The sequence below is a fragment of the Mycoplasma sp. HU2014 genome (genome assembly GCF_001199495.1).
Lineage (GTDB): Bacteria > Bacillota_I > Bacilli_A > Mycoplasmatales > Mycoplasmataceae > Mycoplasma.
In genome coordinates this window covers 1-17402 of sequence record NZ_LFYS01000070.1, presented here as the reverse complement: position 1 = coordinate 17402, position 17402 = coordinate 1, and the positions used below count along the sequence as shown (strand labels likewise).

At 25.0% G+C, this 17402-nt stretch carries 12 protein-coding genes and 2 pseudogenes; 3 read left to right on the top strand and 11 right to left on the bottom strand.

Annotated features, from left to right (window positions below):
• Window positions 1–2 precede the first annotated feature (2 nt).
• From msrB to AB668_RS04415, 6 genes are all read right to left on the bottom strand, one after another.
• Window positions 3–932 (bottom strand): peptide-methionine (R)-S-oxide reductase MsrB, encoded by a 930-nt coding sequence (gene msrB / locus AB668_RS04440; RefSeq protein WP_050517797.1) that lies wholly within the window; start codon window positions 930–932, stop codon window positions 3–5.
• 252 nt (window positions 933–1184) lie between these two features.
• Window positions 1185–1862, bottom strand: a complete 678-nt coding sequence (locus tag AB668_RS04435) for a chromate transporter (RefSeq protein WP_050517796.1) — start codon at window positions 1860–1862, stop codon at window positions 1185–1187.
• On the bottom strand, window positions 1862–2473 hold the full coding sequence (locus AB668_RS04430) for a chromate transporter (RefSeq protein ID WP_050517795.1): 612 nt from the start codon (window positions 2471–2473) through the stop codon (window positions 1862–1864). Before AB668_RS04430 ends, AB668_RS04435 begins: the two co-directional genes overlap by 1 nt.
• 93 nt (window positions 2474–2566) lie before the next feature.
• Window positions 2567–3835 (bottom strand): serine--tRNA ligase, encoded by a 1269-nt coding sequence (serS, locus tag AB668_RS04425; RefSeq protein ID WP_050517794.1) that lies wholly within the window; start codon window positions 3833–3835, stop codon window positions 2567–2569.
• Between the two features lie 78 nt (window positions 3836–3913).
• The gene (locus AB668_RS04420) at window positions 3914–5641 is read right to left on the bottom strand and encodes a PTS transporter subunit EIIC (protein WP_050517793.1); all 1728 of its coding nucleotides are present in this window, start codon (window positions 5639–5641) and stop codon (window positions 3914–3916) included.
• Window positions 5642–5750: 109 nt separating this feature from the next.
• Window positions 5751–6548: an SPE_1075/MLC_0560 family membrane protein gene (locus tag AB668_RS04415; protein WP_050517792.1), complete on the bottom strand. Its 798-nt coding sequence runs from the start codon at window positions 6546–6548 to the stop codon at window positions 5751–5753.
• Window positions 6549–7091: 543 nt separating this feature from the next.
• Between AB668_RS04415 and AB668_RS04410 the strand changes: the two genes are divergently transcribed.
• Window positions 7092–8531: an RNA-binding domain-containing protein gene (locus AB668_RS04410; protein ID WP_050517791.1), complete on the top strand. Its 1440-nt coding sequence runs from the start codon at window positions 7092–7094 to the stop codon at window positions 8529–8531.
• A 20-nt stretch (window positions 8532–8551) separates the two neighbouring features.
• Here the strand turns inward: AB668_RS04410 and AB668_RS04405 are convergent, their stop codons facing one another.
• From AB668_RS04405 to AB668_RS04395, 3 genes and pseudogenes are all read right to left on the bottom strand, one after another.
• On the bottom strand, window positions 8552–9145 hold the full coding sequence (locus AB668_RS04405; protein WP_050517790.1) for a hypothetical protein: 594 nt from the start codon (window positions 9143–9145) through the stop codon (window positions 8552–8554).
• Between the two features lie 124 nt (window positions 9146–9269).
• On the bottom strand, window positions 9270–10259 hold the full coding sequence (locus AB668_RS04400) for an alpha/beta hydrolase (protein WP_050517789.1): 990 nt from the start codon (window positions 10257–10259) through the stop codon (window positions 9270–9272).
• A 14-nt stretch (window positions 10260–10273) separates the two neighbouring features.
• Window positions 10274–11850 (bottom strand): annotated as a pseudogene (locus AB668_RS04395) (hypothetical protein).
• A gap of 611 nt (window positions 11851–12461) precedes the next feature.
• On the opposite strand from AB668_RS04395, the gene AB668_RS04390 reads away from it, so the two are divergent.
• Window positions 12462–15050 carry a BspA family leucine-rich repeat surface protein gene (locus AB668_RS04390; protein ID WP_050517788.1) on the top strand — a complete coding sequence of 863 codons (2589 nt, stop codon included), beginning with the start codon at window positions 12462–12464 and terminating at the stop codon, window positions 15048–15050.
• 557 nt (window positions 15051–15607) lie between these two features.
• Window positions 15608–15922, top strand: coding sequence for a DUF1904 family protein (locus tag AB668_RS04385; RefSeq protein ID WP_050517787.1), 315 nt, complete (start codon window positions 15608–15610; stop codon window positions 15920–15922).
• A gap of 399 nt (window positions 15923–16321) precedes the next feature.
• On the opposite strand, the gene AB668_RS04380 is transcribed toward AB668_RS04385, so the two are convergent.
• Both AB668_RS04380 and AB668_RS04375 read right to left on the bottom strand, forming a co-directional pair.
• Window positions 16322–16735 (bottom strand): hypothetical protein, encoded by a 414-nt coding sequence (locus tag AB668_RS04380; RefSeq protein ID WP_050517786.1) that lies wholly within the window; start codon window positions 16733–16735, stop codon window positions 16322–16324.
• Between the two features lie 170 nt (window positions 16736–16905).
• Window positions 16906–17402, bottom strand: a pseudogene (locus AB668_RS04375) (IS1634 family transposase); the annotation flags it as partial.

Sequence of the window (17402 nt, the reverse complement as noted above, 5' to 3'; positions counted from 1 at the left end):
ATCTATTTAACAAATTCTTTATATTCTGAATATCCTCTTTCATCCATTTCTTCTAAAGGAATGAACTCTAAAGCTGCACCATTAATACAATATCTCAATCCACCCATATCTTTAGGTCCGTCATTAAACACATGACCTAAATGATTATCTCCAACTTTAGAACGAACTTCAATTCTACACATATTATGAGAATTATCATCTAAATAAGTAACATTTCTCTTTTTAATTGGTTCACTGAAACTAGGTCAACCACAACCTGCATCGAATTTAGTAGACGAAGAAAATAATGCTTCACCACTTATTTTTTCAACATAAATTCCTTTTCTGTGTTCTTTATTTAACTCTGAAGTGTGTGGTCTTTCTGTTGCTGAATGTTTTAAAACACTATAACTTAAATCGTCTAATGATATTTCTTTTCTAACTTGATTAATTATTTCTTTTTCTTTATCAGTTAAATTATAATCAACATCAAGATTTACGTGACAATATCCAGTAGGATTCTTTTTTAAATAATCTTGGTGATATTCTTCACCTACTGAATAGTTTTTTAATTCTTCTAATTCAACATAAAATTCTTTGTAATTCTTTTTAAAAATATTAAAAACTGAATCAATAGTTTTAACATCACTACTATCAGTAAAATAAACACCAGTTCTATATTGAACACCAACATCATTTCCTTGTTTATTTAGTGAATCTGGATGAATGATTCTAAACAAATGTACAATTAATTCTTCAAGCGAAATTATGTTTGAATCATAATCAATTTTTACTGTTTCAGCATGCAATGTTCTTTTTAAACTATGATATTTAGTTTTATCAGTTATTCCATTAGCATAACCAACTTCAGTATTAACTACCCCATTTAATCTAGAGAAATATTCTTGAACACCTCAAAAGCATCCACCTGCAAAATAAGTACTTTTTATCATGTTTTAGCTCCTTTCAATTAGTTAATAATATTTTAAACATAATTATTCTTTTATAGTTATTTTTAAGATATTCTTTATACATTTTTCACACTATTTAAATATAACTGATACACCACAACTTTGTTTATTTAAAATCTCTGAAAGAACACAATACTAACGCATCCTATTTTTTCTCGTTTTATGTTATGATTTTCATCACTTGGAAATAAAAATGCATTTTCTACTATATTAAGATTATTTTCTTTAGCAAATCTAAGCTAATCAAGGTTCAAATAATATTAAACTTATTATTATGTTTGCAAATATTAATCCAAATATTGGTATTTTTTTAAGATATAAATAAAAACTTACAACAACTCCTATTGGAACATAACAATATAAAGCAATTAATCTTCATCCACTAAAAAATTTCATGTTAGGTGTTGATTTTGAAGGATCTATAATTCCTAAATATTCACTTGCTGACTTATTAAAAATTAGATAAGGAAACATACAACTTAAAAATATTTCAATAGCTAGAGCGATAATAATTCCACTGACAACAGGATTCATAATATTAATTAATGATTTAAAAAAACTTGATTGATGAAATTTTTTAGAATATTTTAAAGCAATGTCCATCATAAAAATAGCAGGTAATACAAATGCTAAATATGTAAAGATCATTGCAATAAATCCTCATCATTGACCTTGAGCAACCATATATCCAGTAATAGCAGCAAACTTAGGACTTAAAATTCCTGGAGTTGAATTAGAAACTGCAAAAACGGTATTTATAAGATCTTCAGGGATATTAATTCCAAACCAACTTTCTAGCGATTTTCACATTCAAACAAATATTGGCATAAAAACCTGTCCACCACCAAACACTGATAATGAAACAAAAATAAGTAACAATAAGGATACAAAAAACGCAATAAAAGCAGTCATTATTTTACATCCTTTCTAGCCATTGATTTTCTTGTTCTTTTTGCTTTAACTACAAAGATTGTTGAATAAATAGCAATAACTAAAACCATAACTAATACCGGAACATTATAAGGAGTTGGAATAAATAAAGAAAATGATAAACTAACTAAAAATAAAATCATTCATAAACTTAGTTTCATAACTTTAATACCTTTTTTAAAATAGTTTCACCCAAAACCAATTAGTGCTCCTGCAATTGCTACTAAAACTCCAGTTTGAACAGCAATTAAATATTGACCTGGTATTTTATTGAATGCAAAAATTAGACCAACAGCTAAAATGATATGTGGCATTGAAGCTAAACTAACAACTAAATAAGCTTTAAATTTACTTAAAGTTCTAAAGGATATATAAGCTGTAGTTTGAATTGCAGCAGGACCTGGTAGCATATTTGTTAAAACCACATTATGGTGAAATTCATCTTCATCTAATCACTTATATTTATCAACAGCATAACGTTTGATAACAGGCATCATAGCATTACCACCACCAAAACCAACAAAAGTGATCAGCATTATAAAAACAAAAATATTTCAAAATGTAGGTTCTTTTTGATACTCTTTTTTTCTCATAAATTTCTCCCAAGAATTAAGTAATACAATATTAATAATATATTATAAAAATGTATTTTTTCTTAAAAACAAAAAAGTAGCAAAGCTACTTAATTATTTAATGTATTCTTGATTGTTAAAATAAGGTCTTAATACTGGAGGTAATATTAATTTTTCTCCATCTCATCAGTTTTCTAAAAGTGAAGCGATTAATCTATCTATTGCAACTCCACTACCGTTTAATGTGTGAACTAATTTAACTTCTCCATCAGCATCTCTAAATCTTGTTTGCATTCTTCTAGCTTGGAAATCTCAACAATTTGAACAAGAAGAAATTTCACGATATTTATTTTGTTCAGGGAATCATACTTCTAAATCATAAGTTTTAGTCGCACTAAATCCAATATCACCACTACATAATTCAACAACTCTATAAGGTAATTCAAACATATTTAAAATGTCTTCAGCATCTTTTACTAATAATTCTAATTCATTCATAGATTGATCTGGATGAACTATTTTAACTAATTCAACTTTATTAAATTGATGTAATCTAATCATACCTTTAGTGTCGCGACCAGCACTTCCCGCTTCTTGTCTAAAGCATTGAGTAAATCCAGTGTATTTTAAAGGTAACACATCACTTGAAAGAATTTCACCAGCGTGTAAATTTGTTAAAGGAACTTCGCTTGTTGGAATTAATCATTGATCACCAGCTTTATACATATCATCAGCGAATTTTGGTAATTGTCCTGTTCCTTTCATTATTTCAGTATTAACAATTAAAGGACAGAATATTTCTTTATAACCAAATTTCTCATGTCTTGATAATAAAATATCTGCGATTGCTCTAACTAATTTTGAACCTAATCCAGTATAAATTAAAAATCTTGAACCACTTAATTTTGTACCTCTTTCAAAATCAATTAATCCTAATTTTGTTGCAATTTCTCAGTGTGGAGTATTGTGTTGTACTAGTTTGGTGTGTTTTGATTTTCTAATTTCTACATTATCATTATCGTCACTTCCAAAAGTTATATCTTTATGTGGTAAGTTTGGAATGTATTGTAGTTTGGTAATCATTTCTTCATTAGTTATTTTTAACTCATCATCTAGTACTTGAATTTCAGAATTCATTTTAGATACTTGTTGTTTAATTTGTTCAGCTTCATCTTGTTTTTTTTCACGAACAAAAACTCCAACTTGTTTAGATAATTGGTTTTTTTCTGCTTTAATTTTTTCTACTTTTAATAATAGTTCTTTTCTTTTTTTATTTTTCTCAATTACGAATTTTAAATCTGATGAATAATCTTGTTGGTTACGCATGTTTAACCTTTTAACAACTTCATCATAATTTTGTTCAATATAATTTATATCTAACATAAAGTTCCTCCTTAATAGTTAATCAATATTTTAATTATATTATAAAGACATAACACTTTTTAGTAGATAAAACATTTATTAATCTTGTTTTAAAACCTCGTTAATTTTATCTGAAATGATTGTTGCTTCTCCACCGAAAATAACTTGAACATTATTGTTTTTTACTATAAATCCCATATTTGTTAATTTATTTAATTCTTCTTTATTTACTAAATTAATATCTTTAACAACAACTCTTAATCTTGTAGCACAAGCTGAAACTGATTCAAGATTTGTTTTGTCACCTAAAGTTTTAATAATATCTCCAATTCTTTGTTCAGCATTTTGTTTTTGATTTGTTTTTAATTTTTGATAATCTTTTTTGCTAATTAAACCTAATTCATTACCTTTTCTTCCTGGTGTAGCAAGATCTTTTTTAATAATTCAGAAGTAGAATATTACAAATATAGTAGATCCTTGTAATAAAGCAAATATAAATGCTCAATAGAATCTAGTTCCTTTTAATACTGGTAAAGCTCCATACACTAATAAATCAATAAATCCTCTTGCAAAACCTACTCCAACATGAGCACCAACTAAGTTCATAAATAAATAACTTAATCCTGAGAAAGGTACATAAACTGCATAGTATAAAACTGGAGTAATAAATAAGAATGTAAACTCAAGTGGTTCAGTAATTCCAGTTAAGAATGAAACAGCCATTGCACTTGCTATTACTGAAATAGTTTGTTTTCTTGTGTTTTTATTTGAAGTAAATATAAACGCTAATCCTATTCCCATACAAGTTCCTAGATAAGTAGGATAATCTTGAGTAAATCTTCCTGCATTAACATTTAATTCTTTATCAAATCATTGAAATAAAGGTATATCGTTAATTTTATTTAGTGAAATTGAGTTTATAAAGTTTCAAATATTTTGATCTCCAATAAGTCTTTTACCATCTCTAGCTACATCATTAAATGATTTTATTATTGTATCGATTTGAGCTTGATCTAATTTTGCTTCTTTTAATTTTTCAATTAATAAGTCAAGCATTAATACTCCACCAAATTCAGATTGATAAGTTAATGTAATAACAATATGACGTAATCCAAAAGGCATTAATGCACGACCTAATACACCATAAATAAATCCATCTAATCCTCTAGGTGATTTTTGTAGAGCAACTCCAACATGACCTATACCTTGACCAACTCATGGTCAGAATATTAAAAATAATATTGATAATAAAAACATTGCAGGAATAATTAAAATAGGTAAGAATCTTATTCCTGAAAAGAAATTTAAAGCATTAGGTAGTTGAATATATTTAAATTTGTTATAAATAACAACAATAACTATTGCAACTACAATTGCTCCAAATAATGAAGTTTGTAAGGATTTAATTCCTAAATTAACAGCTAAAATCGAATTTAATATTTCACCTTTATGGAAGTAGAAAATATCAACTAATTTTCCATCGTTATCAAAGTGAATAAATGGTGTTTGAGTAGAATTAAAAACCAAATATCCTAATATAGCCATAAAAGCACCAGATCCAGAATCATTTGTAAAAGTGATTACTATAGAAATTACAAATAATATAGCTAGATTTGCAAAAACTATATCTGACATTGATTTTAAAGCACTAGCAACCGTTGTTGCTGTAGGATCATGAGAAAAGTTAGCACCGACTGCTCCACCAATTCCTAATAACAACCCAGCAAAAGGCAATATTGAAATTGGTAACATTAGTCCACGACCAAATTTTTGCAATAATGCAGTTGTTTTGGATGAAAAATCTTTAAATCTAAAATTTGATTTCATGTTTAATCTCCTAAATTTAATTATATAAAATTTAAAATTTTCAGTAGACAAACCATACCTATCAATAAACTGATTAAAATAAAAAACGGATGAACCGTTTTAAGACAAATTAATAAATTTTTGTTATTTTGTTTAAAACATTTAATGTTTTTCCTAATAATGGACCTGTAGCAAAAACAAACATAATTGTTCCAATATTTAAATAATTTAACAAGAATTGTCCTTTTATTGATCAACTTACAGGGTTAACTAAAAGTATAATAACTCCTGGTAAGAAAATTAAAATATCCATTAAAACTCTTGAAGTATTAAATGGTAATTTTGTCATTTTCATAAAACTATTATTAATTGAATTATAAGGACTAATTAATCATCCTGAGTGAACTCAAAATGTTAGACCTAAGATATATAATGCATAAGCAATTAAAAAGAATATTGTTCTAAATTGATATTGTGTTGATGAATTAAGCATTCATTCGTTGTATCCTATTTTTCCAAACATAGCAATTTGAGCATTGATAAGATATGGCATAGTGAAAATAACTATTAAATCTAAAACTATTAATACAACTAACTCTATTCATAATTTTTTATTTTTCTCAACTTTATATTTTTTAAGAATAGAAACTGATAAAAATATTGCTGATAAAATCATTAAAAATAAATACAAAGAAGTTAATGCTATTTTATATTGTGATAATTCTACAAGACCAGAATCTTTATTTGCTCATTTATCAAAAATACCTAAAATAGCAAAGTTAGTAAAATCAACTTGGCTTGCTCCAACACTAGTTACAGCATATAAGGCAATTGATAGTGAAAAAAGATAGAATCCTAAAATTAAACATATTAATCTAATTAGATATTTTCTACGATTGTTTTTAATATCTTCGATAATATTTTTCATACAAAACTCCCTAAACCTTTCTTTAAGATTATAAAGTATAAATTAAGTATATTTTTTTATCAGTTTGTTTTTTGTAATTTTATTTGTGACCGTTTATATTATATTGCTTTAATTATTATGTAATATTTTCTACCGGTATTTAAGTGATTTTTTACCATTTTAGTGTGTTTTCTACCGGTTTTGTGTTAATTTTCTACCGGTTATGCAGTAATAATCTACCGGTTTTTGATTTTTTCTACCACTATTATGTCGTTTTGGTGTGTTTTCTACCGGTATTTAAGTGATTTTCTACCATTTTAATGTGTTTTCTACCGGTTTTGTGTTAATTTTCTACCGGTTATGCAGTAATAATCTACCGTTTTTTTTGTTTTTTTCTACCACTATTATGTCGTTTTGGTGTGTTTTCTACCGGTATTTAAGTGATTTTCTACCATTTTAATGTGTTTTCTACCGGTTTTGTGTTAATTTTCTACCGGTTATGCAGTAATAATCTACCGGAGTGGTAGAATATATATAAATGAATATAGTTAGGGGGGGTTTTGTATGAAGTACAAACATTATGGAGAAACAACAACAATAGAATACAAAGAAAGTTTTGATCCTAAAAATCCAGACAATATAATGCACACTATAAGTGCTTTCGCTAACACTGTTGGAGGTAAAATTTTTATAGGTATAAATGACGATCATCAAGTAGTAGGTCTTAAAAATCCACAACTTACAGCAGAACAACTTAGTGAGTCTATAAAAACTAGAATAGATCCTAAATTAGATTTTAAAATTGAAATAGAACAAGAAAATGATTTAAAATTTATAGTCTTAATTATTGAAAAGGGAGATAACCCTCCTTATTTATATTCAAAGAAAAGTGATTCAGCAGCATACCTAAGAATGGGTAATCAAAGCGTAAAAGCCGATCGAGATCAATTAAGAAAATTGTTTATAAAATCAAGCAACACTCCTTTTGATCGTTTACAAACAATAATAAAGTGAGATGAAGCAAGTTTTAAAAATCTAAATCTTGAATTAAAAAAAATTGGTCAAGAAATTACAAGAAAATCTGAACTTGAATCATTAGGTCTTGTTAGTGGTGATTTTTTAACAAATGCTGGTGCTTTATTAGCTGATGAAGCATATATAAATTCATCTAAAGTTTATCTAACAAGGTGGAATGGTTTAAATAAATATTCAGAGCAAAAAGTGATAATAGACACAAATGAGTTTAACGAAGGTGGATTATTAACAATTTTTCATAAATGTGAGGATTTTATACAAAAATATAATAAAACAATCTCTGAAAAAGGTGATCGCAAAAGAATAAATTATCCAGACTATCCTTTTTTAGCAGTAAGAGAAGCACTAGTGAATGCTTTAATTCACAGAGATTATTCAATAGAAGGAAGTCAAATAGATATTGATATATATGATGACAGGATTGAAATAATTTCTCCTGGTGGAATGCCTGACGGTTCTAATATACAAGAATTGCTAACATGAAATATAGCTTCAAGAAGAAGAAATGAAATTCTGGCTGACATCTTTTCAAGATTAAACTATATGGAAAAACGAGGTAGTGGTATATCAAAAATTCTACAATTATATGCAAATCAAGAAAATTATAATAATACTTTAAAACCAGAATTTCTATCAAATGATAAAATGTTTAAAATAATACTTTGAAATTTAAATTATGAGAGATCTAAAGATTATCAAAAACCAAATGACTTAAACCTAACACAATCACAATTTAATAATAGTTATAACAAAACAATTTCATACAAACCACAATCAAGAGATGAACTAATTATGAGTTTTATAAAAAGTCATTTAGAATTTACAAGAAAAGATTTAGAGAATTATATTGATATTAAAAGATCTAGAACAACTGAGATAATTAATAAACTATTAGATGAAAACATCATTATTAAAAAAGGTGATGGTAGAAGTACTAAATATATTTACAACAATAACAAGAATAAATAATTAAAAGGAGAATTGACCTTTTAAAGTCTATTCTCTTTTTTAATATCAAAATCACTATTAGGAGTAATATTTTCAAATACCTTGCTCATGCTTTTAGTTGAAAAAGCAATACATAATACAATCCCTGAACCAACAGAAACTGCATATTGAATAGCATCGGTAATCAGAGATTTTATTGCTTCTGTTTTAGCTATTGATAAACCTTGATTAAATCATGTAATACTAAAACTATATAAAATGTGTAAAAACATAGGCAATTCAGCAATCACAATAACTAAAAAAGTTGGAATTCTTTTAATCAATAATTTTACTAAAATAAACATAATTAAATGAATAACTAATGAAGCTGGAACAAACATAACACCACCTGAAATTATGTCAAATATCATAGCATATAAAGTTCCACTAACAGCCATCATAGGACCTGGAATAACACAAGCTAAACATAAAAATACACCATCAGCAATCTGAAATTTAGCTACCCCTAGATTAATCATTGAAGTTGTTGAAGCTAAAGCTATTAATAGTGCAGTTGTTAAAGCAGTTGTTGTTAAATAGTTAAGATCTTTAAACATTGACAAATAACTTATTATTGAAAATCTTTTTTTAAACATATTAAGCTCCAAAAACTTTTTATTAATAATTTAAGAATAATATTTTATTAATTTTACATTATTTCAATAAAAAACCTTATTAGTTCTATGAAAATTATTTTTGAACTATTTTATTTATTTTTAGCTATTTTTTGATTCTTTTGTAGAAGCTTTTTTTAGTTGTTGATTTTGCTTTTTTAGTTGATTTCTTAGTTGTTGATTTTGTTGAAGAAGTTTTTTTAGCTTTTGGTTTAACTTCTTTTACAACTGGTTCTTCAACTTTTTTGATATCTAATCAAGAATCTAATACTTTGTAATGTTCGTCTCTAGCATAAAATATTCCACAACAATGGCGAATATCTTTTTCATAAACATGAGTGTTTTGTAAATTATCCATAAATTTCTTAGCATGTTTATATGAAACTAAATCATCACTTTTTGAATGTAAATGTAACACATTATCTCATTTTTTAAAATCTTCTAACTTGTTAAATTTTTTAACCGGTCATTTTGAAATTTTAAATAATATCGGAAGTAATAAATAAGTTAAATAAACACCATAACTAACTTTATCAAAAGCTAATTTTTGAACGTTGTCAAAAAATGAATTATACCCAGCATCAACAACAAATTTATCAATGTTTTGATTTGAATATTTATGTAGGTAACTATAAACAGTTCCTCCACCCATTGATTCTCCATAAACAACTAATTGTTTAGGTTTTAGATTAGTTTTAACAAAGTCAATAACATCTTTTAATAGATCTGCTTCTTTGACTCCTAAAGTACATTTTCCGAATTTTTCAGATTCTCCTCATCCGAAATTATCATAAGCAATAACTGTATAACCTCTAGGAATAAAATAATCTAGAAGTTTAATAACGTTGCGGTTGTTAGATAAAATACCATGACAATAAACAACAACTTTATCTCCATTACCATGTTTAAATAATTTTAAATCACCAAATCTTGTTTGAATAGTTTTATGTTCTTTTTCTAATCCAGAAAGGTCTATATTATCAAAACTATATCCATTTTCTTTTGCAAGTTTATATTCAAAATCTAATGAATCTTGGTAAGTAACTTTTTGAGACATACGGTCTTTTACTAGTTTTCAAATGTATAAAGAAATCATATTAAACACCTTTTCTATTTATTAGCTTTTTTATTGAAATGTGACATTTTTGAATTTTTATTTTCATCAAATGTATGATCATCAATTTCTCTAGTTATAAACTTAGGTTCTTTAAATGCAAAGATTAAGATAAATACTGCAAATAACATCACTAAACCACAGATTAATCATACTCACATTCCATTTGTTCCATTAATTCCAAAGAATGTAACACGAGATAAGAATGAGTTAATAAATACAAATATAATTCCTCCAAAACCATAAGTTAATGAGTTAAATACAACAAATGTTGCTGGTCTTGTGTGAGGAGTTGTTACTCTTGAAACAAATTCATAACCTAATGCAATAGCTAGTGTTCCAGTAACGGCATATCCTATTCCACCAATTAAACTATTAATTGTAACGTGAGCAGGTTTAACAATATAAACAACAACTCCTACTAAAAGGAAACTAAGTGATGAAAGAATTGAAGTTAAAATTAAGAATTTTTTCAAACTAATTTTTGATACTATTTTTAAAATTAAGAATGTTAATAATAATTGAGGCCCTAAAGCAAATGCTTTTTGGTATCCTAATTGGTTTGGAGCATTAACTTCTTTTGTAGATGAAGTTAAATTTTCAACAGTATTAGTTCAAATTGAGTTAAATGCTTGAACGACACCAATTAAGATTAAAAATACAATAAGACCTACTATGAAGTTTTTGTTAAAAATAACTTGTTTTAGTGTAATTTGTTTATCTAATTCATTTGATTCTTTAACTTCTTTAAATTTTTTTCGCTTATATCTTCTTGATTTACGTGTGATTCACTAAACGCATTATCTGGCATAAAAAATACTAAGAAAATAACTAATAATAATACAAATGCACCAACTAAATAATATGGATAAGCAGTTTTTCAAGTTAATGAATCTTGATATGAATTTAATTGGAAAAGCATTTGAGTTATACAAATAGAACCAATTGTTCCTCCTACTGAATAGAAGTTACGAACGAAAGCAATTTTAACATTTGTCTTACGAGCGATTGATGTAGCTCACGGATCTAGTGCAGTTCTATATGCATATAAAAATGCAAATACCGGAGTAAACACTGTTATTAATAAAATAAGTGTTGAAATCAAAGGCATAACAAACAACATAAAAATTGCTAATGCAAGTAATATAGGTAAAATAAATATTTTATATTTTTGCTTTTTAGTAATAGCAAAAACCAATAAAGGACCAGATATAAATGAAGCTGCTAATCCAGCTGCTGCAAATAACATTCCTTCAATTTTAAAAGCTTGATTTATGTTGTGATTATAATATTCACTAAGTGTTCTGAATGCAACATTAGTTTCATCATTACTTGTTAATATTTCATAAAATTTATGAATAGAATTAACACCTAAGCTACCAAAATTAAAAGGAGCCATACCTGGTATGTTAACACTATCTTTTGAAAGATCAGTTTTTAGTCATCCATTAAAAAGAACAACTTTTTGTACAAACCATTCAAGTTCATAAATAGTAGTTGAAGTAATACCAACCAACGCTCAAAAAGCTATTAATATAATTAATGACTTTCTTGATTGTTTTTTTAATTCCATTATTTTCTCCTAACTAATAAATCTTTTGTATACAAAATTATTTTATAATATTTTAGTCAAAAATATTGCTATAAATTACCACGCAAAAATATTGCTATAAATTACCACGTAAAAATATTGCTATAAATTACTAATAAAAAACCGGTAGTAATTAAAATGTCTCGTTTTTTGTTAATAAAATTAAAAAAATTAAACTAGGACATTTTTTAATATTTTAAGATTCTTTTGTTGTTATATCATTTAATAAATTATTCAATTTCATTTCTTAATTGGTTGAAAATTAGTTTTAATATAGTTTTTAAATCAGCAAATATTTCAGACTTTAATATTTGATGAGATATTTAACAAAATTAAAAACAAATAAGTTAATAACTTTATAAAAACACCTTAAAACTTCACTTTAAAGCTTATAATGATCTAAATGCTTATTTTGATAATATACTTATTTTAAATTATTACCTTTTATTTAAAAGACTAGATACAAACATTCGATTTTTGTCAAGTCTTTTTTTTTTTTTTTTAGTAACTATAATATAAATGTTTAAAAAATATAAAAACATATTTCATTATTAAAAAAACATAAGAATATAAAACAAATAGAAAGGAATTATATGAAGTTATTTAAATACCTTTTCTTAATAGGACTTATTGCACAACCAGTTATTTTAATACCAAGTATTGTTAATAATACAACTAATAAAAGCCAATATAATTTAAATAAAAATAAAAACATTATTGAGCAAATTAAAGATAAAATTAAAACATTAAAAGAACAAGTTGAAACTTTAAAAACAAAAATTAATGAAATTAAAGATATACAAGAAGAGATAATAGAACAAAAACAACAACTTGAAAATAGTGTTAAAGAACTTGAAGCTAAAGTTGAAAAACTAGAAGCTGAAGTATCATCACTTGCTAAACAAAATCAAGAATTAAATGAAGAAAGAGGACAACTTAATGCAAGACTTTGGGTATTAGGCACTGAAGTTAGTCAACTAAGATCTTCATTTGAAAAACAAAAAAATGAAATAGATTTATTAAAAAGAGAAAATAGAGAAATAAAACAAATTATTGTTGATAATATATGAAACTCTGAATTTAAAGATGATATTTGAGCTAAATGAACATTTAAAGATATTATTGATAAATTAAATAAAAGGTTAAAAGAAAAAGGGTTTTCTGATCAAGTTGAATTAAAAAATGTTAGTCCAATCGATAAACCAAGACCAGATACCACTTATATAAATGTTGTAGTTAAAACTAAATCAATAACTCTTAAATTAGATATAACAAAAGTTTGACCAGAAACACAAAAAGCTGAATACGAAAATGATGAATGTATTAAAATAGGTTATGGGGCAAATGGAAAAATTGAAAGTTTTAAAAATACTACTAATAAAGTTCCTGAAAAACTACCACGTTTTATTTGAAGTTTATCTTCAGCATTTAAACAAGTTCAATCATCTTCTATAACAAATCTTGACAAATGAGATACATCAAATGTAACTGATATGGGTTGAATGTTTGCTGAAGCTAAAAACTTTAATCAAGATATTTCTAAATGAAACACATCAAATGTAACTACTATGTATTCTATGTTTTGAAAAGCATTAAGTTTTGATCGAGATATCAATACAAAAGAAGTACAAAAACAAAATGGTGAAAAATACACTGCTTGAGATGTATCAAAAGTAGCAAATATGCAATGAACATTCTCTCAAGCATTCGCATTTAATAAACCGCTTGACAAATGAGATGTTTCAAATGTTAGAAATATGGAATCAATATTTTATCTTGCTAGATCGTTTGATCAAGATATTTCGAAATGAAATTTAATTAGTATTAGTCCAAATGAACAAAAAAAAGAAAAATGAGAAAATTGAGAAAGTTGAGAAAGTTTAAAAAATTGAGCTACTTCAAGTCCCTTAGATTCAAATAAACAATATTGACCAAAACTATTTTTAACAAACAACCTACTTTCTAAATTTATACAACCTATTTTAAAAAAAATACAAGAATTTGAGAGTTTAGAAAAAAATCATTCTGATAAAAAAATAGGTTTTACTCATATTGGTTTTTTAAAATATATAGTTTCTAAGTTAAAAGAAGATCCTAAGTTAAAAGAATATCCATGATTTACTAATATAGAAAAAGATCTACAATTAGTTGGTATTAATGATCCTTATAACCATATAAAAAATGGGGTTATAAAATGAAATTATAATGGTATGGAAATTGAACGAAAAGTTACAATTAACCATAAACAATATGCAAATACCGTTTATATTGGTAATGATGATAAAATTTATGAAACTAATGAAATTGATTTATCAAATATGAGTCAAATTAAAAGAATAGATAAAATAGGTTATTATTTTGATCGAGATGGTGCTGTTAGAATTGTAAAAATGCCTACACATTTAGATAAAGTTCCAGAATATTTACCACGTGAAATAGAATCTTTAACTAATGCTTTTGAAGGTCATAAAACTAAAACTATTAAAGGTATTGAAAAATGAAATACTTACAAAATATTTAATATGTGAGCAGTTTTCAGAAATGCTGAGACTTTTGATCAAGATATATCTAGTTGAAACACTTCAGGTGTGGCTGTTATGCAAGAAATGTTTCGTGGTGCTAAAAAATTCAACCAAAATTTAAATTCATGAAGAGTTGATAATGTAGAAAATATGAAACATATGTTTGATTCTGCACTTGAATTTAATAAACCACTAGATAGATGAAATACAAAAAAACTACAATTTACATCGAATATGTTTGCTAGAGCAAAAAAATTCAACCAAGATATTAGCATGTGAGACGTTCAAAATTTAGCAGATATGACCTCAATGTTTCAAGACGCAGAAACGTTTGGAGATGGGCAACATATCCCGGAGGGTGATAGATCATCATCTATAAAAAAATATAATTATAATGATGGATGAAAACTATGAAATATTAGAGAAGCAAGATGATTTCTTTTTGGTAAAAATAAATTTAAAAACAATTTAAATAAATGAACAACATATTTTGAACAAAATGGTACAAGTCATTTTGGATTTATTGATGGTAAAAACCCAATTCATGGTAATTACTGTAATATTGTAGTAGATTCACAAGGTCAAACACATCATGTTTGAGCTCGAGCTGAATACTTACCAAATCAAGTGTGAAATTCTATATCTAAACTTCAATATTAAATTTTAATATTTTATTTGTATAAATAATTTTAATCAAACACCTCAATATAAATTTGGGTGTTTTTTATTTTTTACACCAAAAAAAATAATATTACAAAGTATTTTACTATGATTGATATAAGCTACACACCAAAACAAACTCCCTTTTATTTGTTAATTCTATGTTTACCAGTTTAAGCATAAAAACAAATAACATTACATATATAAAATTTTTCATCCTAAGTTATCTTTTTATAATTCGTAGTTTATTTTTTTATTAAAAGTTCTAATAATGTTTATAAGTTAGTCGGTTTTCTTATAACTCATTGTTATAAACTTATATAGTTTTTGTTTTTTGTTTATTTGCAAATAACTCAATTTCTTAACTTCTTTTGTAACATTAATTATTTAAAGTATTCCAGAAATATACACTATTTTTTTAACTAAAATAGCACAAAAACAGTTAAAAGAGTTAAATACTTAATAAATAATAATAATTTCAACTTATAAATCGAGAGTATTTTTATTAGTTAGTATAATAAAGATAAAGATATTAAAAATGAAAGGAAAATAATATTATGCCAATTATAAAATTTAGTGGGGTTTCAGAACAACAAGTTATTGATTTTTCAAATAAAGTTGATGAGATAGCACAATTAATTGTTGCTGATCCAACAAAAATTATGTTTATATGTGAAAACTCAAAGATCTTTCAAAAAAATAAACAACAAAATCCAATTTATGTAACAGTAGAATGAATGTCAAGACCTGATAAAGAAGAATTATTTGCAAATTACATAACAGACTTTTTTAATGAATTTTCAGATAAGGTGTGAGTCTTTTTTACTGAAGTTAATAATAAATTATTTGCACATAAAAAAAGAGTTGGATAAATATTATAAAAAGTTCATTGAGTATTATAAGTGAAAAGATGTTTTTATCATTAAAGGTTATATAAATCTTTTAAAATATTTTAATTTAATTGAAAGATTTTTTAAAACATTAATTTAATCCATGAACAAAGAATCATTAGATATAGTTTTATAAGCTAATAAATTTGATGCTAAAACTAGAGAAAGAAATTCATAAAATCAAATAATGAACTAGAAATAATATAATATTTGATAAAAATATATATCAAAATAAACCTAAGATATCAAAAAGTAAACTTTAATCATATCTATTATCAAAGTTATTGTTGTAAAAAATATAAAATTAGGTGCTGTTAATTATATAAAAAGGATTTATATTTTAAATAATATGTATTCTAGATAATTATTATCTATAAGCTACTAAGACCCGTTAATATACTCATTTCTAGTATTAAAAATTTTATTAGTAAATTCTTTTAAAACCACTAATTGAATATTTTCTAATTTAATAAATTGATCATTTTCAAAAATTAACACACAACTTGAGTTATTATTATTTATAACATTAACTTTAATATCAATTAATTGTTCTAATCCACATTGAACAATTTTTTTATTTCATGAACTTAATTTTTTAGATAGAATTAAACGTTTGTTTGTTATTACTACTAAAAATAATGAACTGTCTATAGTAACTATTTGTAGATCTATTAATTCTTCATCATCAAATAAAATATCTATTAGAATCTCAAACTCTTTTTTATATATTAAACTATGGTTTTTCGATTTGTTTTTCTTTAAATCAATAATAATAATAGAATTTAATGATTTCATCTTATATAACCCTTTTAAATTAATAATGGTTCTTTTATAATAAAAAAATTGTCCTGGTTTAGTCTTTCTCTACCGTATCTTCCTCTTTGATATTCCAGAAGAATTTTCAAAAATAAATAATATTTTTTTAAATAATGTAATATATATTAAAAAATTCCCAATTTCAGACACTATATTTTTAAAACTTTAATAAGTTCTTTAATATATTTTAATGTTTCAACATCATCCCACTCTTCTCTTACTCTTGGTTTTCTTTTTTTCATTACTTTTGATAAATATCTAAAAATTTGACCAATTGTTTTATTTTCTAAAACACCATTTTCAAGTAAGTAATTTTTTATTCTGCAAAGCATTATAGATGATAAAAAATTAATAAATTCAGTAGCTATTATTCTGTAATTTCCCTGAACATTTCCTTCGTTTTGTTCTAGTACATTTTTAAATTGCTTAAATAATAACTCAATTTCTCATCTCTTTTTGTATGAGATGTAGATATCTTTTATGTTTAAATCTCCATTACATTCAAAAATAATTAGTCCAAAAAGATCTTCTTTTTCCAATAGTTTTTTTTCATCATAAACACCTTTTTTATAAGTTCGACTAATAAAATTTTTCTTCTGAGTAAATTCTGTTAAAGTTGACCTATAACAAAAATAATACTTTCCAT